General features: G+C 69.0%; 20 protein-coding genes and 1 other RNA gene. 7 read left to right on the forward strand and 14 right to left on the reverse strand.

Annotated elements, in window-relative coordinates; all coding sequences use genetic code 11:
• Positions 1-76: 76 nt before the first annotated feature.
• From H7K45_RS24705 to H7K45_RS24715, 3 genes are all read right to left on the reverse strand, one after another.
• On the reverse strand, positions 77-1,606 hold the full coding sequence (locus H7K45_RS24705; RefSeq protein WP_263998691.1) for an alpha/beta hydrolase: 1,530 nt from the start codon (positions 1,604-1,606) through the stop codon (positions 77-79).
• A gap of 91 nt (positions 1,607-1,697) precedes the next feature.
• Positions 1,698-3,206, reverse strand: a complete 1,509-nt coding sequence (locus tag H7K45_RS24710) for an alpha/beta hydrolase (RefSeq protein ID WP_263998692.1) — start codon at positions 3,204-3,206, stop codon at positions 1,698-1,700.
• A 44-nt stretch (positions 3,207-3,250) separates the two neighbouring features.
• The gene (locus tag H7K45_RS24715; RefSeq protein ID WP_263998693.1) at positions 3,251-4,642 is read right to left on the reverse strand and encodes a WS/DGAT/MGAT family O-acyltransferase; all 1,392 of its coding nucleotides are present in this window, start codon (positions 4,640-4,642) and stop codon (positions 3,251-3,253) included.
• Positions 4,643-4,797: 155 nt separating this feature from the next.
• On the opposite strand from H7K45_RS24715, the gene panB reads away from it, so the two are divergent.
• Entirely contained in the window at positions 4,798-5,667 is an 870-nt protein-coding gene (panB, locus tag H7K45_RS24720; protein WP_263998695.1) for a 3-methyl-2-oxobutanoate hydroxymethyltransferase, read from the forward strand.
• Here panB and H7K45_RS24725 read toward each other — a convergent pair.
• The gene (locus H7K45_RS24725; protein ID WP_263998696.1) at positions 5,664-6,443 is read right to left on the reverse strand and encodes an enoyl-CoA hydratase/isomerase family protein; all 780 of its coding nucleotides are present in this window, start codon (positions 6,441-6,443) and stop codon (positions 5,664-5,666) included. The two genes, panB and H7K45_RS24725, sit on opposite strands and share 4 nt — an antisense overlap.
• 107 nt (positions 6,444-6,550) lie before the next feature.
• Here H7K45_RS24725 and H7K45_RS24730 point away from each other — a divergent pair, with 107 nt between their 5' ends.
• Positions 6,551-8,062, forward strand: coding sequence for a CYTH and CHAD domain-containing protein (locus H7K45_RS24730; protein WP_263998697.1), 1,512 nt, complete (start codon positions 6,551-6,553; stop codon positions 8,060-8,062).
• A 9-nt stretch (positions 8,063-8,071) separates the two neighbouring features.
• Here H7K45_RS24730 and rnpB read toward each other — a convergent pair.
• The 3 genes from rnpB to H7K45_RS24745 all read right to left on the reverse strand — a co-directional run bounded on the left by rnpB (position 8,072) and on the right by H7K45_RS24745 (position 10,158).
• Positions 8,072-8,480: RNase P RNA component class A (gene rnpB / locus H7K45_RS24735), an RNA gene on the reverse strand.
• 111 nt (positions 8,481-8,591) lie between these two features.
• Positions 8,592-9,227, reverse strand: a complete 636-nt coding sequence (locus H7K45_RS24740) for an SAM-dependent methyltransferase (protein ID WP_263998698.1) — start codon at positions 9,225-9,227, stop codon at positions 8,592-8,594.
• On the reverse strand, positions 9,214-10,158 hold the full coding sequence (locus tag H7K45_RS24745; RefSeq protein WP_263998699.1) for an NAD(P)/FAD-dependent oxidoreductase: 945 nt from the start codon (positions 10,156-10,158) through the stop codon (positions 9,214-9,216). Before H7K45_RS24745 ends, H7K45_RS24740 begins: the two co-directional genes overlap by 14 nt.
• 47 nt (positions 10,159-10,205) lie before the next feature.
• Here H7K45_RS24745 and H7K45_RS24750 point away from each other — a divergent pair, with 47 nt between their 5' ends.
• On the forward strand, positions 10,206-10,781 hold the full coding sequence (locus H7K45_RS24750) for a helix-turn-helix domain-containing protein (protein ID WP_263998700.1): 576 nt from the start codon (positions 10,206-10,208) through the stop codon (positions 10,779-10,781).
• On the opposite strand, the gene H7K45_RS24755 is transcribed toward H7K45_RS24750, so the two are convergent.
• Together H7K45_RS24755 and H7K45_RS24760 are read right to left on the reverse strand one after the other, a co-directional pair.
• Positions 10,770-13,667 carry an MMPL/RND family transporter gene (locus H7K45_RS24755; RefSeq protein WP_263998701.1) on the reverse strand — a complete coding sequence of 966 codons (2,898 nt, stop codon included), beginning with the start codon at positions 13,665-13,667 and terminating at the stop codon, positions 10,770-10,772. The genes H7K45_RS24750 and H7K45_RS24755 overlap by 12 nt on opposite strands.
• Positions 13,664-14,110: an MmpS family transport accessory protein gene (locus tag H7K45_RS24760; protein ID WP_263998702.1), complete on the reverse strand. Its 447-nt coding sequence runs from the start codon at positions 14,108-14,110 to the stop codon at positions 13,664-13,666. The genes H7K45_RS24755 and H7K45_RS24760 overlap by 4 nt, the downstream gene beginning before the upstream one ends.
• A gap of 139 nt (positions 14,111-14,249) precedes the next feature.
• On the opposite strand from H7K45_RS24760, the gene H7K45_RS24765 reads away from it, so the two are divergent.
• The gene (locus tag H7K45_RS24765; RefSeq protein ID WP_263998704.1) at positions 14,250-14,861 is read left to right on the forward strand and encodes a TetR/AcrR family transcriptional regulator; all 612 of its coding nucleotides are present in this window, start codon (positions 14,250-14,252) and stop codon (positions 14,859-14,861) included.
• Here H7K45_RS24765 and H7K45_RS24770 read toward each other — a convergent pair.
• The 3 genes from H7K45_RS24770 to H7K45_RS24780 are packed head-to-tail and all read right to left on the reverse strand — an operon-like array spanning position 14,836 to position 17,776.
• Complete coding sequence (locus H7K45_RS24770; protein ID WP_263999308.1) at positions 14,836-15,912, reverse strand: bifunctional RNase H/acid phosphatase; 1,077 nt, start codon at positions 15,910-15,912, stop codon at positions 14,836-14,838. The two genes, H7K45_RS24765 and H7K45_RS24770, sit on opposite strands and share 26 nt — an antisense overlap.
• A complete protein-coding gene (locus H7K45_RS24775) occupies positions 15,909-16,646 on the reverse strand; it encodes a zinc ribbon domain-containing protein (RefSeq protein ID WP_263998705.1) in 738 nt (245 codons plus the stop codon). The genes H7K45_RS24770 and H7K45_RS24775 overlap by 4 nt, the downstream gene beginning before the upstream one ends.
• Positions 16,643-17,776, reverse strand: a complete 1,134-nt coding sequence (locus H7K45_RS24780; RefSeq protein ID WP_263998706.1) for a Nif3-like dinuclear metal center hexameric protein — start codon at positions 17,774-17,776, stop codon at positions 16,643-16,645. The genes H7K45_RS24775 and H7K45_RS24780 overlap by 4 nt, the downstream gene beginning before the upstream one ends.
• 64 nt (positions 17,777-17,840) lie before the next feature.
• Here H7K45_RS24780 and H7K45_RS24785 point away from each other — a divergent pair, with 64 nt between their 5' ends.
• The 3 genes from H7K45_RS24785 to H7K45_RS24795 are packed head-to-tail and all read left to right on the forward strand — an operon-like array spanning position 17,841 to position 19,850.
• Positions 17,841-18,536, forward strand: coding sequence for an HAD-IA family hydrolase (locus H7K45_RS24785; RefSeq protein WP_263998707.1), 696 nt, complete (start codon positions 17,841-17,843; stop codon positions 18,534-18,536).
• Positions 18,529-19,026, forward strand: coding sequence for a low molecular weight protein-tyrosine-phosphatase (locus tag H7K45_RS24790; protein WP_263998708.1), 498 nt, complete (start codon positions 18,529-18,531; stop codon positions 19,024-19,026). The genes H7K45_RS24785 and H7K45_RS24790 overlap by 8 nt, the downstream gene beginning before the upstream one ends.
• Positions 19,026-19,850: an SURF1 family cytochrome oxidase biogenesis protein gene (locus H7K45_RS24795; protein WP_263998709.1), complete on the forward strand. Its 825-nt coding sequence runs from the start codon at positions 19,026-19,028 to the stop codon at positions 19,848-19,850. The genes H7K45_RS24790 and H7K45_RS24795 overlap by 1 nt, the downstream gene beginning before the upstream one ends.
• Here the strand turns inward: H7K45_RS24795 and H7K45_RS24800 are convergent.
• Both H7K45_RS24800 and H7K45_RS24805 read right to left on the reverse strand, forming a co-directional pair.
• Complete coding sequence (locus tag H7K45_RS24800) at positions 19,804-20,778, reverse strand: cobalamin biosynthesis protein (protein WP_263998710.1); 975 nt, start codon at positions 20,776-20,778, stop codon at positions 19,804-19,806. The genes H7K45_RS24795 and H7K45_RS24800 overlap by 47 nt on opposite strands.
• A gap of 100 nt (positions 20,779-20,878) precedes the next feature.
• On the reverse strand, positions 20,879-21,625 hold the full coding sequence (locus H7K45_RS24805) for a GAF and ANTAR domain-containing protein (protein WP_263998712.1): 747 nt from the start codon (positions 21,623-21,625) through the stop codon (positions 20,879-20,881).
• Positions 21,626-21,927: the final 302 nt, after the last annotated feature.

The raw sequence follows: 21,927 nt of genomic DNA on the forward strand, positions 1-21,927 counted from the left end.
GGCTGTTAATTCCGTGTTACGCGCCTGCTGCGTATGGTGAGCGGCTCGGCAGTTTCGCCTTTGCCGGGCGGCCCGATCAACACTGCGAGTCCGGCGGTGGCGGCACGAGGTCCACCAAGAAGCGGACGACGGCGGAGTCGACGCACGCGTCGCCGTTGAACACGACGGTGTGCTGAGTGCCGTTGAACGTCAGGAGCGAGGCGTTCATCTCCCGCGCCAGATCCACCCCGGCCTCGTACGGTGTGGCCGGGTCGTGGGTGGTGGAGACCACGACGACCTTGCCCGGCCCCGGTGAGGTCGCGGCGTGCGGCGTCGACGTCGGCGCCACCGGCCACAGCGCGCAGGCGTCCCTCGGGGCGAACCCCGTGAACTGACCGTAGGACATGAACGGCGCCGCGGCCCGGCCCTGACGGTCGGCGTCGGCCCACACGGCGGGGTCGGTCGGATAGGGCGAGTCGACGCACCTGATGGCCGAGAACGCGTCCTGCTGATTGGTGTAGCGACCGGCGGCGTTGCGCCCCTGATAGTCGTCGGCGAGCAACAGCAGGTCGCCGGCGTCGGTGCCGCGCTGCAGCCCAAGCAGCCCGCTGGTCAGGAACTTCCAATACCGCTGCGTGTAGAGCGCGTTGGCGGTGCCGGTGACGGCGTCCTGATAGCCCAGCCCCCGCGGGTCGGAGGTCCGGCCCGGCTGCTGGACCAGCGGGTCGACCAACTGGTGGTACCGCGCCACGAACTGAGTCGGATCTTGGCCCAGCGGGCAGTCCACCGACCGCGCGCAGTCCGCGGCGTAGTCGTCGAACGCGGTCTGAAAGCCCGCGAGCTGACGGACGTTCTCCGCGACCGGATCGGCACCGGGGTCGACGGCGCCGTCGAGGATCATGGTCCGCACCCGGTCGCCGAACAGTTCGGCATACCTGGCGCCCAGTTCGGTGCCGTAGGAGTAGCCGAGGAAGTTGATCTGGTTCTCTCCCAGCGCCGCCCGGACGACGTCCATGTCGCGAACCGTGGAGGCGGTGCCCACGTTGGCCAGGAAGTCGCGCCCGGTGCGGGCGACGCACTCTTGGGCGTACTGCTGATAGAGCTGTTCGATGCGGGCCACTCCGGCCGGGCTGTAGTCGGTCAGCGATTCGCGGCGGAAGGCGTCGAATTCGGCGTCGGTGCGACACCGCACCTGCGGGGTGGAGCGTCCGACGCCACGCGGGTCGAAGCCGACCAGATCGAAGTGACGGGTGACGTCGTTGTCCCCGAAACTCAGGGCCATCGCCGCGACGGCGTCGACGGCCGACGCCCCTGGCCCGCCGGGGTTGACCATCAGCGCGCCAATTCGGTCGCCGGTGGCCGGCACCCGGATGACCGCCAGCTGTGCTTGCGGCCCTTCGGGTTTCGCGTAGTCGACGGGTACGTTCACCATGCCGCACCGGGCAGTCGGCAGCGCGGTGGCCGATCCCAGGAACTCGGCACAGCTGCCCCACACCGGGGCTTGCCCGTATTGCGCGGTGGGCGATTCCTCGGGCGAGGCCGACACCTCGGGGGCCACCAGCGTCGCCGCCAGCAGCAGTGCGGGCAGTGCCGCGATCAGCCTGCCCACCATCGCCATGGCGAACATGGTTGCACGCAAGGCAGTTCGGTGACCCGGCGGGGCTCGAGCAGACGCGAGTCGGCAACCGGACGGTGATCCGACGGTGACCTTCGGCCGGTCAGCAGGTCGAGCTGGGTGGCGGCACCGCGACGTCGACGAGGTACTTCGCGGCGATGTCGTCGACGCACCTGTTGCCCTGGAACACCACGGTGTGCTGGGTTCCGTTGAACGTCACCAGCGTGCCGCCCAGCTGCTTGGCCAGGTCGACGCCGGCCTGATAGGGCGTCGCCGGATCGTTGGTCGTCGAGACCACCAGCACCGGAGGCAGTCCCGCGACCGAGATCTGGTGCGGCTTGGACGTCGCGGGCACCGGCCAGAAGGCGCACGTGCCCAGTGGGGCGTTCCCCGTGAACTGCCCGTAGCTCATGAACGGCGCGACCTCACGGACGCGGCGGTCCTCGTCGACCACGGTCTTGCGGTCGGTGATCGGCGGCTCGTCGACGCAGTTGACCGCGACCCGAACGTCGGTCGAGTTGTTGTAGTGACCGTTCTCGTCGCGGCCCATGTAGAGATCGGCCAACGCCAGCATGGTGTCGCCGTTGCCGTTCTTCAGCTCGGAGAGCGCCTGGGTGAGATGGCGCCACAGGTTCGGTGAATACAGCGGCAGGATGGTGCCGACGATGGCGTCGCTGTAGCTCAGCCCCCGCGGGTCCCGGGTCTTGGCCGGATCGTCGACCAGTGGCTCGACCATGTCCTTGTAGACGTCGACGGCCTTGGCGGGGTCGGTGCCCAGCGGGCACCGCGGACTCTTCCCGCAGTCGGACGCGTAATCGTCGAACGCCTTCTGGAACGCCGCGGCCTGGCGGATGTCGGCCTCGACCGGATCCGCGTTGGGGTCTACCGCGCCGTCGAGGATCATCGCGCGGACGTTTTGCGGGTAGGCCTCGGCGTACGCCGCTCCGATGCGGGTGCCGTAGGAGTAACCGAGGTAGGTCAGCTTCTGGTCGCCGAGGGCGCTGCGGATGGCGTCGAGATCCTTGATGACGCTTGAGGTTCCGACGTTGGCGAGGAACTCGTCACCCATCTTCTCCACACAGCGGGCGACGAAGTCCTTGGTCTCGGACTCGATGTGGGCGACACCCTCGGGGGTGTAGTCGACCTGGTCGTCGGCACGCTGCCGGTCGTTGTCGGCATCGGAGTTGCACCACACCGCCGGCGTGGAGGCACCGACCCCGCGAGGGTCGAAGCCGACGAGGTCGAAGCGCTGCCGGACCGAATCGGGAATGGCGCCGACGAGGGAGGCGGCGGCGTTCACGCCGGACTCGCCGGGTCCGCCGGGGTTGACGACGAGCGACCCGATCTTGTCCCCCGTCGCCTTGAACCGGATCATCGCCAGACGGGCCACGTCACCGTCGGGCTTGGCGTAATCGACCGGGACCGAGAGCTTTCCGCATTCGGCACCCGCCGGGATGCGGACGTCGGAGGACGCGGCGTCGCATTGCGACCATTCGATCGGCGTGCCTGGCCGCGGCGTGGCGATGACGCCGCGTCCGTCGACCAGACGGCTGCACCCGGCCACCAGCAGCACGATGAGGGTGGCCGCGAGGACCCCGCGTCTGAGGTTCATGGCTGTCATGCTGCCATGAGGAACCGTCGGCGCAGTTGAGGGTGTCAACCCGCCGCGTTCGACAACTCCTTGAGTGCGACCTCGAAGTCGTCGGCCATGTCCCACAGGTCGGGCAGCAGGTCGGGGCAGGAGATGAGCCCCACGTCGAGCGTGCCGTCGAGCGACATCACGGTCACGTTCAGCCCGGATCCGTGGAAGATCGGCCCCAGCGGATACATCGCGTTCACCTGCGCGCCCAAGAAGTACAGCGGCACCTGCGGGCCCGGCACGTTGGACACCACCAGGTTGTACACGGGGACGGCGCTCGTCAGCCGGCTCGACGCGTAGACGCGCATCGCAGCGCCGAACACCGCGGGCGCGGCGAATTGCGACCAGTCCTGCAGCAGCGTCGCCCCGATGGCCGCACTGTGTTGCTTGGCAACCGAATTCGCGCCGGCGATCGCCCGCAGGCGCTCTGCCGGGTCCTCGATGTCGGTGTGCAGGCTGGCGAACATCGCCGACACCTGGTTGCGGCCGGGCCGGTCGGACTTCTCGTGCACCGACACCGGCACCATCGCCACCAACGTGCCGTCGGGAAGTTCCTCGCGGTCGAGCAGGAACCGGCGCAGGACGCCCGCCACCAAGGCCATCACCACGTCGTTGACCTTCACGCCGTACTGATTCTTGACGGCCTTCACGTCCTCGAGGTCGAGTTGGGCGAAGGCGACGTTGCGGCGGCCGGTGACCGTCGCGTTGAACCGGGTCTTGGGCGCGGCGAAGGGCGCCGCCATGGTGAGCCCGTTGCGTGCTCGCCGCACGGTGTCCACCACCGTCGAGAGCGTCGACGGCACCACGTTGACCAGCTTCAGGGGCCGGGTGGCGAACTTGAAGGCCCCGCTGACGGCGATCTCGAGATCCGACCCCCCGCCCACGCCGTCGACGGGATCGGGAGCCGGGGCGTCGGGCTCGGTACTGCACAGCTGCGACATGAGGTTGGCGCCGGTCACGCCGTCGACGCAGGCGTGGTGCACCTTGGTCAACACCGCTAGGCGGCCGCCGGAATCCGCGTCGGCGCCTCCCACGTTCTCGATGATCCACATCTCCCACAGCGGTCGGGTGCGGTCCAGAGTCAGCGAGGCGATGTGACCGCAGATCTCACCGAGCTCGACGCGCCCCCCAGGCGACGGGAGGGCGATGCGGTGCAAATGCCGGTCGACGTCGAAGTCGTGGTCCTCCACCCACACCGGGTGGTCGAGGTTGAACCGGTTGTCGGCAACCTTCTCCCGAAATTCGGGCATGGCCTTGATGCGTTGGGTCAGCGCGTCGCGCATCTGGTCGAAGGTGTACCCGCCGGGGATGGTGGACGGGTCGATCTCGAGGACCGAACACACGTGTAGCGGCTGCGCGGACGTTTCGAGGTAGAGAAAGCTGGCGTCGAGTCCGCTGAGCCGTTGCATGTCGCCGATGGTAGGCCCGCCGACGGTTCAGGTGTGAGGAACTGCACTCGACCGTCGGTTCACCTTCGCTCCGCGGGGTGACAGACTTGTGGCGTCAGATGACCCGGGGACCCGGATGGGCCTCGAGGAATGAGTCGACGAGATTGAGGACAACGATGTCTGAGCAGACGGTTTACGGTGCCGCCACCGAAACGCCCGCCCCCCGCACTTCGGCCCCATCGGCCGCTCCGCGGACCAAGACCCGCACCCATCACCTTCTGAAGTGGAAGGCCGAGGGTCACAAGTGGTCGATGCTCACCGCATACGACTTCTCCACCGCCCGCATCTTCGACGAGGCCGGCATTCCCGTCCTCCTCGTCGGCGACTCCGCGGCGAACGTGGTCTACGGCTACGACACCACCGTCCCGGTCACCGCCGACGAGCTGATCCCCCTCGCGCGCGGGGTCGTGCGCGGCGCCCCGCACGCCCTCGTGGTGGCCGACCTGCCCTTCGGGAGCTATGAGGCGAGCCCGCAGCAGGCCTTGGCCACCGCGACGCGGTTCATGAAGGAAGCCGGCGCGGCCGCGGTCAAGCTGGAGGGCGGTGAACGGGTCGCCGAGCAGATCGCGACCCTGACCCAGGCCGGCATCCCCGTGGTGGCCCACATCGGCTTCACCCCGCAGAGCGTCAACGGCCTCGGCGGTTTCCGCGTCCAGGGCCGGGGTGACGCCGCCGACCAGACCATCCACGACGCCATCGCCGTCGCCGAAGCCGGCGCGATCGCCGTCGTGCTGGAGATGGTGCCCGCGGAGCTGGCCACCCAGATCACCGGCAAGCTGACCATTCCGACGGTCGGCATCGGCGCGGGACCCAACTGCGACGCCCAGGTGCTGGTGTGGCAGGACATGGCCGGGATGACGGCGGGCCGGACCGCCAAGTTCGTCAAGCGGTTCGGCGACGTGGGCGGCGAACTGCGGCGCGCCGCAACGCAGTACGCCGCCGACGTGGCCACGGGCGCGTTCCCCGCCGAGGAGCACTCCTTCTAGGCGAATTCCGGGCGTCGCTTGCCGAGGAATGCCGCGACGCCTTCCTTGCCGTCGTCGGAGTCGGCGCACGCCGAGATCAGCTGGGCCTCGCGGGCGACCTGATCTTCGAACGTCGACGAATAGGACGTCAGCAGCAGCTGTTTGACCGCGGCGTTGGACTTGCGCGCCCCCGACGCGGTCCGGGTCGCCAGCTCGCGAAGGGCGGTGGGCAGCTCGGCGTCGGGCACCACGGTGGTCACCAGTCCCCAGTCCGCGGCCTCGGCGGCACGCAGCACTCGGTTGGTGATCATGAGTTCCTGGGTTCGGCGCAGACCGATCAGCCGGGGCAACAGGTAGGACGAGCCGCCGTCCGGGCTCAGTCCCGCCTTGGTGTAGGCCATCGTGAAGGACGCCGATTCCGCGGCGATGACCAGATCGCCGGACACCGCGAGCGGGAACCCGGCCCCGGCGGCGACGCCGTTGACCGCCGTGATCACCACGGCGTCCATCCTGGCGAAGGTCGACATCGCCCGGTGCAGGTCTTGGGCCATGCCGTCGACGTACGCGCCGGGGCTGGAGGCCGACGAGACCGCCTTGAGATCGCCTCCGGCACAAAAGAATCTGCCTTCACCGGTGATGGTGACGACCTTGACGGCCGCGTCGTCGCAGAGGGCCGCGGCTTCGGCGAGCTCCCGGGTCAACGTGTCGTTCATCCCGTTGGCGGCCTCCGGCCGGTCCAGGACGACGTCGACGATGGGGCCGGATCGGGTGAACTTCAACGTGTCGAATTCGGGCATCGTCCGACGTTATCCCACCGGTCGGCGAGGCCACGTGGTCGAGCCGACGTTCGTTCACCTTGATGTGGCAACCTGTTCACCACTACGACGACCAACCAAAGGTGGAGATGTCAGCCCAGAAGCGCAAGCCGTCGCGCCACACGGAGGTCGAGCGCAAGTTCGCGGTCACCGGTGACACCGTGTCACCGTCCTTCGGCGGGTTGTCCGCGGTGGCCCGGGTGGACCGGTCCCCCGTCCAGCAGCTCGACGCCGTCTACTTCGACACGCCGGAACAGGATCTCGCTCGGCACCGGATCACGTTGCGGCGCCGTACGGGCGGACCCGATGCGGGGTGGCATCTGAAGCTTCCCGCCGGCGCTGACTCCAGGACCGAGGTCCGCACCCCGCTCGGCGAGTCGGGCGTGCCGGACGACACGGTTCCCGACGACCTGCGCGACGTCGTGCTCGCAATCGTGCGGGACCGTCCGCTGCGGCCGGTGGCGCACATCTCCACCACCCGCACGGTCGACCTGCTGTTCGGTTCCGACGGCACGGCGATCGCCGAGTTCTGCGACGACGTCGTCCGCGCGTCGGCCGAGGGCGACGACGGGCCCCAGGAATGGCGGGAGTGGGAACTCGAGCTCGTGGAGGGCGGCGGGGGTGACGCGGCGCTGCTGGACCGTTTGGCCAACCGGCTCTTCGACGCGGGCGCCGAGCCGGCAGGGCACGGCTCCAAGCTGGCGAAGGTGCTCAAGTCGTCTGCCGCTCCACTGACTGCGCGCGCGGACGACCCGGTGCACCGCGCCGTCGCCGAGCAGGTCGAGCAACTCCTGGTGTGGGACAGGGCCGTTCGGGCCGACGCCTGGGACTCCGTGCATCAGATGCGGGTGATCACCCGCAAGGTGCGCAGCCTGCTGCGTGGTTCCGAGGAGTCCTTCGGCATCGACGACGATTCGTGGCTGCTCGAAGAACTGAAGGAGTTGGCGGGCATCCTGGGTGTCGCGCGCGACGCGGAGGTGCTGGCCGAGAAGTACGAGACGGTGCTCGGCGAGCTGCCCGCCGAGCTGATCCGCGGGCCGGTTCGTGAACGGCTCGTCGACGGCGCCAAACGCCGGTACCGCGCCGGCTGGAAGCGGTCGCTGGTGGCGATGCGGTCCGAGCGATACTTCCGCCTGCTCGACGGGCTGGAGGCACTGCTCACCGCCGAGCCCGCGCCGACGGAGGCCGGTTCGCAGCCCGAGCAGGTGACCGTGGGGACGGCGTACAAGAAGCTGCGCAAGTCGGCGAAGAAGGCCGAGGCCGCCGCCGCTGACGAGACGGTCTCCCCCGAGGACGCCGACGAGGCACTGCACGCGATCCGCAAACGAGCCAAGCAGCTTCGCTACACGGCATCCGCGCTCGGCAAGGACGGGGTGGCCGACGGGGCCAAGTCGATCCAGTCGCTGCTCGGCGACCATCAGGACAGTGTGGTCAGCCGGGCACACCTGTCCGAGGAGGCCCTGGCGGCGCATGCCGCGGGCGAGGACACCTTCACCTACGGGGTGCTGTTCCAGCTCGAGGCCGAGATCGCGCGCAGCGCGGAGGAGAAGCTCGACGCCGCACTCGAGGGCTTGAAGAAGGCGGTGCGCTCCGCGCGCTGACGCGGTGGGCGGACGAGTTGGCCTGTAAGCCGGATTCTGTTCCGCGCCGTCATTTCCGACGGTGCGGCGGCGACCATCCATCTGGACACACCGTCACCGGGTGCCTCAAGCGGCCTACCCGCGGACTCGGGCGAGCAGCCCTCGAACGTCCGCGCAGCCGCAACCAGGTTGCGGCCTTCTTGGCCTTGCTTCGGGTGGGGTTTACCTAGCCACTCCGGTCACCCGGAGTGCTGGTGCGCTCTTACCGCACCGTTTCACCCTTACCGCCCTGCCCGAAGGAGGGGCGGCGGTCTACTTTCTGTGGCACTGTCCCGCGAGTCACCTCGGATTGCCGTTGGCAATCACCCTGCTCTGTGAAGTCCGGACTTTCCTCGACTCTCGGGCAAGACCCGAGAGCCGCGGCCGCCCGGCCAACTCGTCCGCGGGAATCACGGTACCCCGGGACTCGGCCCTCGGCGGCCACCGGCCCGACTCTGCGGTCACGGTGATGGCCTCTCGCACATCTGCACAGTGGCCGCATAGTCGGCGATCACGCGCGGCGGCGCAGCACCATCACGTTGTCGCGCCAGGTGAACGGCTCACCGTCCGGGCCGGTGCCGTCGCGGTCGACGACCTCCACGCGCACCCGCTCCCATTCTTCGGTGGCCAGGTCCAGATCGGCCAGCACTTCCTCTGGCGAGGGGAACGGGTGATCGTGGGGCACCTTCTTGGAGAACGGCGGCGGCGCGGCATGGTCGACGACGACCAGCAGGCCCCCGGGGACGACGGCGCTCGCGGCGGTGCGCAGGATCTGCGGGCGCTCAAGCCGCACGGTCGAGTGCAGGAATTGCGCGGAGATCAGATCGAAGGTGCCCTGGGGGAAGGTGTCCGACAGGTCGTGGCGCTCGAAGGTGATCCGGTCGCGGACGCCGCGGGCCTCGGCGGCGAACTCGGCGCGTCCGATGGCCGTCTCGGCGATGTCGACCGCCGTCACCTGCCACCCGTTCTCGGCCAGCCACACGGCGTCGCCGCCCTCACCGCACCCGAGGTCCAGCGCCCGGCCGGGGGTGACGCCGGCGAGGATGCCGGGCAGTTGGGCGTTGACCCGGCCACTCCAAATGTGTTCGCGCTCTTCGTAATGCGCCTCCCAGAACTCCTGGGCGGTGCGGTCGTCATGCGTGGACATCGGCATTCTCCTTCTGGTTGGGCCAGGGTGGGGTGGGTAGGCCGACGTCGTCGGCCAGAAGACTTTGAACGACGGCGGCACCGCTCAGCGATCCCGCCGCGATCGCCGCGGCGACTTGCGGCATCGACGCGCTGACGTCACCGGCGGCGAACACTCCGGGCACCGACGTCCGGTGGAACGGGTCGACGACGATGGCGTCTTCGACGACGGGCCCCGGCGGAGCCGTCTCGACACCGAGTTGGGCCGCGAGCTCGGAGCGCTGCCGCAGGGACGTCGCCACGAGCACGGCACGACGCGCCAGTCGGTCGCCGTCGGCGAATTCGACGGCCACCAATTCCCCTGCCTCGGTGACCAATCGGGCGATGGCACGCTCGTCGACGGGTAGGTCGACGGTCACACCCGCAGGCCCGTTGGTGAGCACCACGACGTCGTCGGTCCACCCGCGCAGCATCAGAGCCATGTGCTCGGCGCGGTCGCCGTCGGCCAGCACGGCGATCGGTTGGTCGCGGGCCTCCCAGCCGTGGCAGAACGGGCAGTGAAAGGCCGAGCGCCCCCACAGTTCGGCCAGCCCGGGAATGGGCGGTGTCACGTAGTCCATGCCCGTGGCCAGCAGCACCCGGCGTGCGCCGACCTCGCCGCCGTCGGCCAGGCCCAGGACGAATCCGCCACCCTCGGCCCTCCCCACGACGATCTCACCGGAACGCACCTCGACGGTCGGGTACTTCTCGAGTTCCGCCCGACCGGTGGCGTACAACTCCGCCGGCGGCCGACCGTCGTGGCCGAGGAGTCCGCCGATGCCATGGGCGGGCAGGTTGCTCTGACGTCCGGCGTCGACGACCAGCGTGCGACGCCTGGCCCGGCCCAGCACCAGCGCCGCACTGAGGCCCGCGGCGCCTCCGCCCACGACGATGCAATCCCATTCGGTGTCCATGACCACCACCTTGCCCACCCGCGTCGATTCTGCCAACATCGTTTGCCATGCGGGCAAAGGACGATGACGACGTGGACCTTCGGGTCCGGCGGCGACTGCGTGAGCTGCGCACGCAGCGCGGCCTCACCCTCGAGGAGGTCGCGACGAGAGCCGACGTCGACGTCTCCACACTGAGCCGACTGGAGTCGGGCAAGCGCAGGCTGGCCCTCGACCACCTCCCCCGCCTGGCGGCCGCGCTGTCGGTCAGCACCGACGATCTGCTGCGGGCCCCTGCCGCCGAGGATCCGCGCGTGAAGGGCGCCTCCCACACCCATCACGGCGTGACCTACTGGCCGCTGACCCACAGCGGGCCCGCCGCGGGCCTGCACGCCTTCAAGATTCGCGTCAGCGCCCGGCGCCGTACGCCGCCGGATGAACTACCGGTGCACGACGGCCAGGACTGGATGTACGTGCTGTCCGGCCGCCTGCGGCTGGTGCTTGGCGAGCGCGACTTCGTCATCAAGCCCGGTGAGGCCGTGGAGTTCTCCACGTGGACGCCGCACTGGTTCGGCACCGTGGACGGCCCCGTCGAGGCGGTGGCCATCTTCGGGCCGCACGGTGAGCGGCTGCACCTACGCGCCTGAGCCGCTGTCCTTGGTCTCGGGTCCGAGCAGCTTGCGCACCGAGATGCGGGAACCGAAAGGCTGCAACATCTGACTGGCCGGGCGCGTGCGCACGTTCAGCGGCCACCAGAACCACCGGCCGAGCAGTGCGGCGATGGACGGGGTCATGAACGACCGGACGATCAGCGTGTCGAACAGCAGGCCCATCGCGATCGTCGTGCCGATCTGGCCGAGCACGATCAGGTCGCTGAAGGCGAAGGACGCCATGGTGAACGCGAAGACCAGGCCGGCGGCGGTGACGACGCCACCGGTTCCCGCCATCGCCCGGATGATGCCCGTGTTCAGACCCGCGCCGATCTCCTCCTTGAACCTCGATATCAGCAGCAGGTTGTAGTCGGCGCCCACCGCGAGCAGCAGGATGATCGCCAGGGCGGGCACGATCCAGTAGAGCTCGATGCCGAAGATGTACTGCCACACCAGGACCGCCAGTCCCAGCGAGGCGCCGAGGGACAGCACGACGGTGCCGACGATCACCACCGCGGCGACCATGCTGCGGGTGATGAACACCATGATGAGCAGGATCAAGGCGATGGCGGCGATCGCGACGATCAGGAGGTCGTAGGTCGACCCCTCCTGGATGTCCTTGTAGGTCGACGCGGTTCCGGCCACGTAGATCTTCGCATCCGACAGCGGCGTCGCCTTGACCGCGTCGAACGCGGCGTTGCGTAGCGCGTCGATGTGCGAGATGCCTTCGACGGTGGCCGGATTGCCCTCGTGGGTGATCGTCATCCTGGCGGCCTTGCCGTCGGGTGACATGAACAGCTTGAGGCCACGCTTGAAGTCCGCGTTGTCGAAGGCCTCCGGTGGCAGGTAGAACGAGTCGTCGTTCTTCGCGTCGTCGAATGCCTTGCCCAGTGCGGTCGCGTTCTTCAACGCTTCCTGGCTCTGGGTGTTGGTGCCGCCGGTGGTCGCGTAATTCGACTGCAGCAACTCGCGATTGGCTTCCTGCACTTCCAGCTGCGGCGGGATCAGCGCCACCAGTTGCGGCTGCAGGGCGTTGAGCTTGTCGAGGCTTGCCGTGACCTCTGAGAACTTGTCGCTCAGTTCGGAGATGCCGTCCAGCGAATCGAATACCGAGCGCAGCGCCGCGCACGACGGGATGTCGAAGCAGTGCGGTTCCCAGTAGAAGTAGTTGCGCAGCGGCCGGAAGAAGTCGTCGAAGTTGGCCAGGTTGTCGCGCACCTGGTTGATCGTCGCGACCGTGTCGTGGAAGGCCTGAACCTGTTCATTGGTGGCGGCGGCGCTTTGCTTCTGCAGTTCGAGTTGCTGCTGCAGGATGGCGATCGACTTGGTGGTCTGGTCGACCTGTTTGAGGATGTCCTGCGCCCGCGCCTGCTGGTAGCTCAGGTTCATGATCTGCCCGGCGCTCTGGGCACTGATCTGAAACGGTATGGAGCTGTGCGTGATCGGCGTGCCAAGAGGCCGGGTGATCGACTGCACCAACGCGATGCCCGGGGTGTGCAACACCGCCTTGGCGACGCGTTCGAGGATCAACATGTCCGACGGGTTGCGCATGTCGTGATCCGATTCGATCATCAACAGCTCCGGGTTCAGCCGGGCCTCGGAGAAGTGGCGCTCGGCGGCGGCATATCCGACGTTGGCCGGCGCGGTGTCGGGCAGGTAGGGCCGGCCGTCGTAGCTGATCTTGGCTCCCGGCAGCGCCAGGACCCCGATGGCCGCGATACCGAGCGACACCACCAGAATCGGGCCGGGCCACCGGACGATCGAGGTGCCGATGCGGCGCCATCCCGACGCCCGTACCTTGCGGCGCGGCTCGAGAAGGCCGAAGCGGCTGACGATCACGATGACGGCAGGCCCCAGCGTCAGCGCCGCCATCAGCGTCACCAGCACGCCGAGCGCAGCGGGCACGCCAAGTGTCTGGAAGTACGGCAACCGCGTGAAGTACAGGCAGGCCACGGCCCCGACGATGGTCAGGCCCGAGCCGACGATGACGTGCACCGTCCCCCGGAACATGTCGTAGTAGGCCTCGGCCCGCTCCAAGCCGCGGTTGCGGGCCTCCTGATACCGGCCGACGAGGAAGATGGCATAGTCGGTACCCGCGGCAATGGCCAAGAGCGTCAACAGATTCGTGGCGTAGGTCGACAACCCGATGACGCCCGTGTGCCCCAGTGTCGCGACGACGCCTCGGGCGGCCATCAATTCGACGGCCACCACGACGAGCATGATGAGCATGGTGATCAGCGACCGGTAGACGATCAGCAGCATCACCGCGATCACGGCGAAGGTGATCAACGTGACCTGATGGGTGCCCGCGTTGCCGACTTCGAAGTTGTCGGTGATGGTGGGCGCGGCGCCGGTGACGTAGGCCTTCACCCCGGGCGGCGCCGGCGTGTCGGCGACGATCTTGCGGATGCTGTCGACGGATTCGTTGGACAGCGCCTCGCCCTGGTTGCCCCGCAGGTAGACCTGGACCAGGGCGGCCTTGCCGTCCTTGCTCTGCGCGCCGCCGGCCGTCAGCGGGTCGCCCCAGAAGTCCTGGACGTGCTCGACGTGGGCGGTATCCGCGTTGAGCTTCTTGACCAGGACGTCGTAGTAGTCGTGAGCGTTCTGGCCGAGCTTGTCGTCCCCCTCGAGGACGATCATCGCGGCGCTGTCGGAGTCGAACTCCTGGAACTTCTGCCCGATGTGGCGCATCGCCATGATCGAGGGCGAATCCGCGGCGTTCATCGCCACGGACCGCTCTTCACCGACGGTCTCCAGCTGGGGCGAGACGATGTTGCTCAACACCGCTATTGCCACCCACAGCAACAGGATTGGCAGCGCCAGCGTCCAGATCAACCGTGCCGGGCGGGATCGCCGATCCGGGTCCGTCGAGTGCTGGCTCATGCGGACTTGTCCAGGCAGGCGATGTATCCGTTCACGTTGCTGGCGGACCTTTCGTCCTTGACGATGCCGTTGACGGTGATGCGGCACGTGATGGGGGCCGAGTCACCCTGAGCGCGGAGATCGGCGAAGAGCGTCGGATCGTCGGTGGTCAGCATGTGTGACCACGGCAGCGGCACGTCGTCGACGCGCTGGGGCTGGGCGTGCTCGTCGAGGTAGTTGATGGTCGCCGTCGCACCGGGACTGCCGAACACCTCGAAGAGGACTCGCTTGGGGTTGTATCCGGTGTTCTCCAGGGCGTCCGCACTGGGCCGCGACACCTGATTGTCGGAGCCGAAGATGCCGTGCAACCGGGTGACGCTGAAGACCACCAGTGCGACCACCACGACGGCCACGATGACGGTCCATTGCCGCCTCAGGACGCGCCCGATCGAAAGCTTGCTCACTACTACGCCTTTCGACAGCCGGCGACGTGGCTGCACCGGACCGCCGCTCTTGGCCGAAACCCTGAGCGACGTGTGAGACGGTACGGTACGGTACGGGTCGGTGCAAGTCGTCCCAACCCCTTGCGCTCGAGGTGGCGGTATGGTCTCCAATTCGACGGATGCGTCAGCGACGACGTCGGGCTGCCCGTGGAGCGCACGTGAGTGCGAGCTGCTCGCCGTAACGCTGAAACTGTTGCAGCAGCACGGATATGAGCGCCTCACTGTCGAAGCCGTCGCCACTGAGGCCAAGGCCAGCAAGTCCACGATGTACCGGCGCTGGCCCTCGAAGGCCGACCTCGTGCTCGCGGCGTTCATCGAGGGCACCCGCGAGTCGGCAGTCCCCCCACGCACCGGTTCGCTGCGCGGCGATCTGCTGGCCATTGGTGCGGCGGTGCGCGCACAGGGCCGAGAGCACACGGGCACGATGCGCGCGGTGCTCAACGAGATGTCCCGCAGCGAAGCCCTCAGCGCCGCCATGCAGGAGAAGTTCGTCTACCACCGCACCGTCGTGATCCAGGAGGTCCTCGGCGAGGCCGTGGCACGCGGGGAGATTCGGGCTGAGGCGATCAACCCGGAGATCTGGGACGTGCTCCCGGGATACCTGGTGTTCCGCTCCCTCGTCGCGGACCGACCGCCCACCGAGGAGACGGTGCGCGCCTTGGTCGACGAAGTTCTGCTACCCAGCCTCACTCGAGATATGACGTCTGGTTGACCAACCGCACCGACGAGCCCCCGTCGGGATAGAACTCCGCCACCGACAGCGACGCGAGGTCCAGGTGCAGGCGGTAGAGGATGCCCGGACCCGCGTCGAGCGCCATCCGCAGAACCGACTTGATCGGGGTCACGTGCGACACCACCAGCACCGTCGCGTCGCCGTACTCCGAGACGATCCGGGTGCGCGCCCTGCCCACCCGCGCCGCCACGGTGTCGAAGCTCTCCCCACCGCCGGGCGGTGCGACGCTGGTGTCCCGCAGCCACGCTTGGTGCACCTCTGGATCCCGTTGCGCCGCCTCGCCGAACGTCAGCCCCTCCCAGGAGCCGAAGTCGGTTTCGATCAGGTCCTCGTCGACCGTGACGTCGAGGCCCAATTCCTTGGCAGCCGCCGACGCGGTGTCGTGGGCGCGCTGCAGTGGAGACGCCACGACCGCCGCGACACCGCCCCGTGCGCCGAGGTAATGCGCCGCGGCGTCGGCCTGTCGACGTCCGAGTTCGGTCAACGGAGGGTCGCCCTGACCCGAGTAACGGCGGTCGACCGACAGGGCGGTCTGCCCGTGCCGCAACAGGAGCATGCGCGTCGGAGCACCCTTGGCCCCGCTCCAGCCCGCGGGTGAGACGGCCTTCGCCGGTTCCGGCGCGGCGCCGTCGGCGGCGTCCATGGCCTCGTTGGCCAGCCGGTCGGCGTGAGCGTTCTCGGCGCGCGGGATCCAGCCGAACGTCACGGTGCCAAAGCCACGCACGAGCTCCTCGGCGCGCTCCCGCAACGTGATCAGGTCGGGGTGCTTGACCCGCCACCGCCCCGACATCTGCTCGACGACGAGCTTGGAGTCCAGGTTCGCGACGACGTCGGTCGCCCCCACCTCCGCCGCGGCCTGCAATCCGGCGATCAGACCGCGATACTCGGCGACGTTGTTGGTGGCCCGCCCGATGCCCTCCTTGCGTTCGGCCAGCAGCGTGGCGTGGTCGGCCGACCAGACCACCGCCCCGTAACCCGCAGGACCGGGGTTGCCTCGCGAACCGCCGTCCGCCTCGACGATGACCTTCATTCCTTGAAGTCCCGCACGCGCACCAGGATTGCCGAGCACTCCGGGCACCGGAGCACCTCGTCCTCCTTGGCGGCGGAGATCCTGGCCAGCTCGCCCCTGTCGATCTCGATGCGACACGCACCGCACCGCTTGCCCTGCAAGCGGCCTGCCCCCACCCCGCCCTGGGCCCGCTGCCGCTCGTAGAGCGCCACCAGCTCGGCAGGCGCCGAGGCCGAGAGCTCCTCGCGGCGGCCTGAGGCCTCGTGGCGTGACTGGTCGATCTGCACCAGTGCGGCGTCGCGTGCCGCGGTGGCGGCCGCGAGGTCGGTCTGCATCCCGTCGATGCGGGCCTGCTGGTCGGCCGACTCCCTCTGCAGCTGTTCGCGGCGTTCCATGATCTCCAGCAACGAATCCTCCAGGCTCTCCTGGCGGCGCTGCAGGGCCTCGAGTTCGTGCTGGATCTCGCCGAGGTGCTTGGCGTCGACCGTTCCACCGTCGAGCAGGCCGCGGTCGCGGTCCTCCCGCTTGCGCACCGCGTCGATCTCGCCCTCGAACTTCGCGACCTGCCCGTCGAGATCCTCTAGCGCGATGGTCAGGGTCGCCAGTGCGTCGGTGGCCGCGCGGTGCTCGGCGGTGACGGTGTCGAGACGTTGCTGCTCCTCGAGATGCTTGGCGCGGTAGTCCAGCCGGCTCAACTCGGCGTCCACCGCCGCGATCTCCAGAACCAGGCGCTGCTGTCTCTCGTCGGCCTTCATGTGGTGCTGTCGTCCTTCTCTAGATTCCAGGGGTCCGTGCGGACCGGGCTGACGTCCACCTGCAGAGCTTCCCCGAATTGCGTGCGCAGCAGCGCCTCGGCCTGTCCGCACCATGGGAATTCACTGGCCCAGTGCGCGACGTCGACCAGGGCGACGTCGGAGGCGCGCAGGTGTTCGTCGGCCGGATGATGTCGCAGGTCGGCGGTGACGTAGGCGTGCACGTCGGCCGCGGCCACGGTGTCCAGCAGCGAGTCCCCCGCCCCGCCACACACCGCGACCCGCGACACCACGGCGTCGGGGTCCCCCGCCGCCCGCACCCCCCACGAGGTGGCGGGCAGACCGCGGTTGACCCGAGTGACGAAGGCGCGCAAGCTCTCCGGGACCGGCAGCGCACAGACGCGACCGATGCCCACGTCCGACGGCAGCGACGCCAGGGTGACCACGTCGAACGCGGGCTCCTCGTAGGGATGCGCGTGCCGCAGCGCGCCGAGCACCCGTCCTCGCAGGCTGGCCGGTGCGATCACCTCGACGTGGTCCTCGTCGACGTACTCGACCGCACCCACGGCGCCGATCGCGGGAGCGGCGCCGTCGTGCGGCAGGAACTGCCCGGTGCCCGAGACGGTCCAGCTGCAGTGCGAGTAATCCCCAAGCGCGCCCGCCCCGGCGGCGAACAGCGCCGTGCGGACGGCGTCGGTGTGCGCGGCCGGAACGAAGACCACCCACTTGTCGAGTTGGGTGCCGTCCGACACCGGCGACAGCACGTCCTCCACCACGAGCCCGAGCGCGTCGGCGAGCGCGTCGGACACCCCGGGGTTCGCGGAGTCGGCGTTGGTGTGCGCGGTGAACAAGGCGCTGCGGTTGCGGATCAACTGGTGCAGGATCGCGCCCTTGCCCGTGCTCGCCGCCACCGTGTCCACGCCCCGCAGCAGCAGCGGATGGTGGGCGAGGAGCAGGCCGCGGGGCGGCACCTCCGCGACGACGGCCGCCGTGGCGTCCACCGCGATCGTCACCGACTCGACCAGCTCGGACGGGTCCCCGCAGACCAGTCCGACCGAGTCCCAGTCCTCGGCCAAGGCAGGCGGGTAGGCGCGTTCCAGCACCTCGATCACGTCGACCAGCCGCGCGCTCATCGCCGTCCCTCCCTTGCCGTCGTCTGTCCGAGAGCCTACGACGTCACCAGCGAAAAGAGACGTCATGCCAGCCGCGACGGACCGCCGTCACGGAACAGGAGACAATGGCGGGGTGAGTCCTCGCCTAGTCCTCTTCGATCTCGACGGCACGCTCACCGACTCTGCCCCCGGCATCGTCGCGAGCTTCCGTCATGCCTTGGGCGAGATCGGTGCCACGGTGCCCGACGGCGACTTGGCGGGCCTGGTGGCGGGACCCCCGATGCATCAGACGCTCGCGGCGATGGGTCTCGGCGGCCACGCGGAGCGGGCGTTCACCGCCTACCGCGCCGACTACACCACCCGCGGCTGGTCCATGAACAGCCTCTTCGACGGCGTCGCCGAGCTGCTGACAGATCTTCGGGCCGCCGGCGTCCGGCTGGCGGTGGCCACCTCGAAGAACGAAGTGACGGCACGGCGCATCATCGAGCACTTCGGCATCGCGGACTACTTCGAGGTGATCGCCGGGGCCAGCTCCGACGGCGTGCGGTCGTCCAAGGCCGACGTGGTGGCCCACGCCCTGGCCCAGCTCGCTCCGCTGCCCGACGAGGTGCTGATGGTCGGCGACCGGTCCCACGACGTCTTGGGCGCCGCCTCCCACGGCATCGACACCGTGGTCGTCGCATGGGGTTACGGTCGGTCGGACTTCGACGGCCCCGACGGTGTCAAAGCCTTCAAGCACGTGGCGACGATGGCCGAGCTGCGGGAGGCACTCGGTGTCTGAACCCACTCTGCACGTCACCTTCGTGTGCTCGGGCAACATCTGCCGGTCCCCCATGGCGGACAAGATGTTCGCCCATCAGCTCGCCGAACGCGGTCTCGCCGAGTCGGTCCGGGTCACCAGCGCGGGTACCGGCAGCTGGCACGTCGGCGATCCCGCCCACGAGCGGGCGGTGCACGTGCTGCGCGAGCACGGCTATCCGACCAGCCATCGCGCCGCTCACGTCTCCGACGAGCACGTGGCGGCCGACATGGTCGTCGCGATGGGACGCAACCACGTCCGCATCCTGCGCGATCTCGGCGTCCCCGAGGACCGCGTTCGGTTGATGCGGTCCTTCGACCCTCGCTCGGGCGCGCACGCCCTCGACGTCGAGGACCCCTACTACGGAACCCTGGAGGACTACGAGGAGACCTTCGCCGTCATCGACGCCTCGCTGCCGGGGCTGCACGCCTGGGTCGACGACCGGCTGCGGGACCACGAGGCAGCGGGCTGATGCGCCGCTTCGCGTTCTTGTTGAAGCCTCAATGGCTGGCGCTCTACGTCGTCGCGATCGCGTTTGCCTACCTGTGCTTCACGGTGCTCGCTCCGTGGCAACTCGGCAAGAACACCACGACGTCACGCGAGAACGCACAAATCTCGAACTCGGTGTCGCAGCCCCCCGTGCCGCTGACGACGCTTCTGCCGCACCAGAATTCCGCGGCCGCCGGTGACCAGTGGCGCCAGGTCACCGCCGCCGGCACATACGTGCCCGAGGCGCAGGTCGTGGTGCGGTTGCGCGTCGTCGACGGCGACCCTGCCTACGAGGTCCTCGTGCCGTTCCGCGTCGACGGCGGCCCCACCGTGCTCGTCGACCGCGGGTACGTCAAACCCGAACGCGGCACGCAGGTTCCCGACTTCGCCGCCCCGCCGTCCGGGAGCGTCACCATCACCGCCCGACTGCGCGACCCCGAGGGGGTCGTCACCGGCAAGGACCCGTTCCGCGAGAACGGAATTCAGCAGGTCTACTCGATCAACACCGGTCAGGTCGCCCAGGTGACGGGCGTGCCGCTGGCGGGCTCGTATCTTCAACTCGTCGACGGTCAGCCGGGCGGGCTGGGGGTCATCGGCCTGCCCCACCTCGACGCAGGCCCGTTCCTGTCCTACGGCATCCAATGGATCGCATTCGGAATCGTCGCGCCGCTCGGCGTCGGCTACTTCGTGATGGCGGAGGTCAAGCAGCGCCGCCGGGAGAAGAGCGAAGGCGAGGCACGGGCCACCACGTCGGCACCGCTCAGCGCGCAGCAGAAGCTCGCCGACCGGTACGGCCGACGCCAGTGACGGCGATCGACACCGCGGCCGCCGCGAACTGAACCGAACGGGACAGCCGCACCGAACGGGTGACGTCGTCGGCGTCCGGTACCCGCCCGTGCCCCAGCGTTGGCCGGTCCTCGAGACGATGGGCGTATTGCGTCGGCCCCCCGAGGCGGACGCCGAGCGCACCGGCGAACGAGGCCTCGACGACCCCTGCGTTGGGGCTGGGATGCCGGGCGGCGTCACGGCGCCATGCGGTCAGGGCCGCAGCCGGTGACCCCGACACCACCGGCGCGCACGCCGCGGTGAGCACACCGGAGACCCGAGCCGGCAGATAGTTCGCCACGTCGTCGAAACGGGCTGCCGCCCAACCGAACCGCAGGTAGCGCGATGACCTGTGGCCGATCATCGCGTCGAGGGTGTTGGCGCCCCGGTAGACCAGCAGCCCCGGCACCCCGCCGATCGCACCCCACCACAGCGGCGCGACCTGGGCGTCGGCCGTGTTCTCCGCGACCGATTCGACGGTGGCCCTGGCGATGCCAGCCTCGTCGAGGGAATTCGGGTCGCGGCCGCACAACCACGGCACCAACGCCCGCGCGGCGTCGACGTCACCGTCGTCGAGGTGGTGCGCCATCGCCTCCCCCGTCCGGCCAAGCGACGTACCGCCAAGGACGACGTACGTGGCCGCCGCGGTCACCGCCGCCGTCCACCCGGAGCCGTGGCGCGCGGCGACGCGCTCGACGACCACTCCGAGGACACCGAGCCACCCGAGCAGGAGCCCAGTGTGCGCGACCCCCGCGGCCTTCCCGTCGCGGTAGGTCAGGCGTTCCAGCGCCGCGGCCGTCGTGCCGAACGCCGCCACCGGATGTCCCCGCTGCGGATCGGCCCACAGCACGTCGGCCAGGTAGCCCAGGGCCAGTCCGGCGGCCCTGGCACGACGCGGGGACGGAGACATCCCGGCAGCGTCTCACGAGCCCGGCGCCCCACCGTCGTCGGCCTCAGCCGCGGTGCCCTTGGTGGCGGTCCGCTCGACGGTGGTCACCGCCAGAGGTCACCTAGGGAGTGAAGATTCCGTTCCACTTACCGGCGATCACTTCACCCGCGACCCCGCGCAGGCTCTGCCCACGCCCGCGGGCGTGTCGCCGCAGCGCGTGGAAGGCGGCCTCGACGGTCACCCCGTTGCGTTCGGCGAGGACGCCCTTCGCCTGCTCGATGACGATGCGACTGTTGAGCGCTTCCTGCAATTGACCACTCAGCAGGTCCTTCTCCCGGCCGGCACGTTCTTGAAGCAGGCCGATCGTCGCCGCCGCCGCGAGCGCTCGACCCAACTTGACGTCCCGTGTCGACAGTGTGGAACTCGACTGGCAGAAGAGGGTCATCGCGCCGATGGTCTTGTCGCGCAGCTGCATTGGCAAAGAATGGAACGACGCATAGCCAGCCCCACGGGCTGCCGCGGTGAAGACGGGCCAGCGCTCAACTGCCTCCGACGGCGAAGTGTTCACTACGGGCTGGGCCAGCCGAAAGCAGTCCAGGCACGGCCCCTCCTGGGTCTGCAGCTCGTAAAGCTCTAGCAGACGGGCAGATTCATGGGAGCTAGCCACTACCGTCAGGCTGCCGTGGGGATCGGCAAGCATCACCCCGGACGCGGCGATTGGCAGTAATTCGACCGTGAACTCTGTCAAGTTCTGCAGCAGGTCCACGGATTCGAACTCGCTGACCAAGGTGTCCACCAAGTCGACGAAGACCTCGCCCAACCGCCCCGTGATGAAGCCGTCGTCCTCGAGTCGGGCCGTCACGACCATTCCCCTAGTCGGTGCGGTGCACGTGAATCATGATCGTCCCGATTGGCCGAGGTGGCCTCACCGAATTCAGTCACGAGCCGATCAGACGATTAGACGTTGCGTTCCCCATGAGCAATCTTCCGTCACAGTCGTTGGGCAAGATTCGAAGCCAGTCCGGGCCCTCTGCTTCGCCGCTGACTGCTGATCCCCGGACAAGCGTACCCCAGAAGCGCATTGGTAAGTGCCGGCGACCTTTGCCAGATCTGCACCGTTGCGCGTTGCGTTCTTCGACCCACGGCTCGACGCGGCGCGCAGCAACGAGC

The organism is Mycobacterium yunnanensis (genome assembly GCF_025823185.1).
Lineage (GTDB): Bacteria > Actinomycetota > Actinomycetes > Mycobacteriales > Mycobacteriaceae > Mycobacterium > Mycobacterium yunnanensis.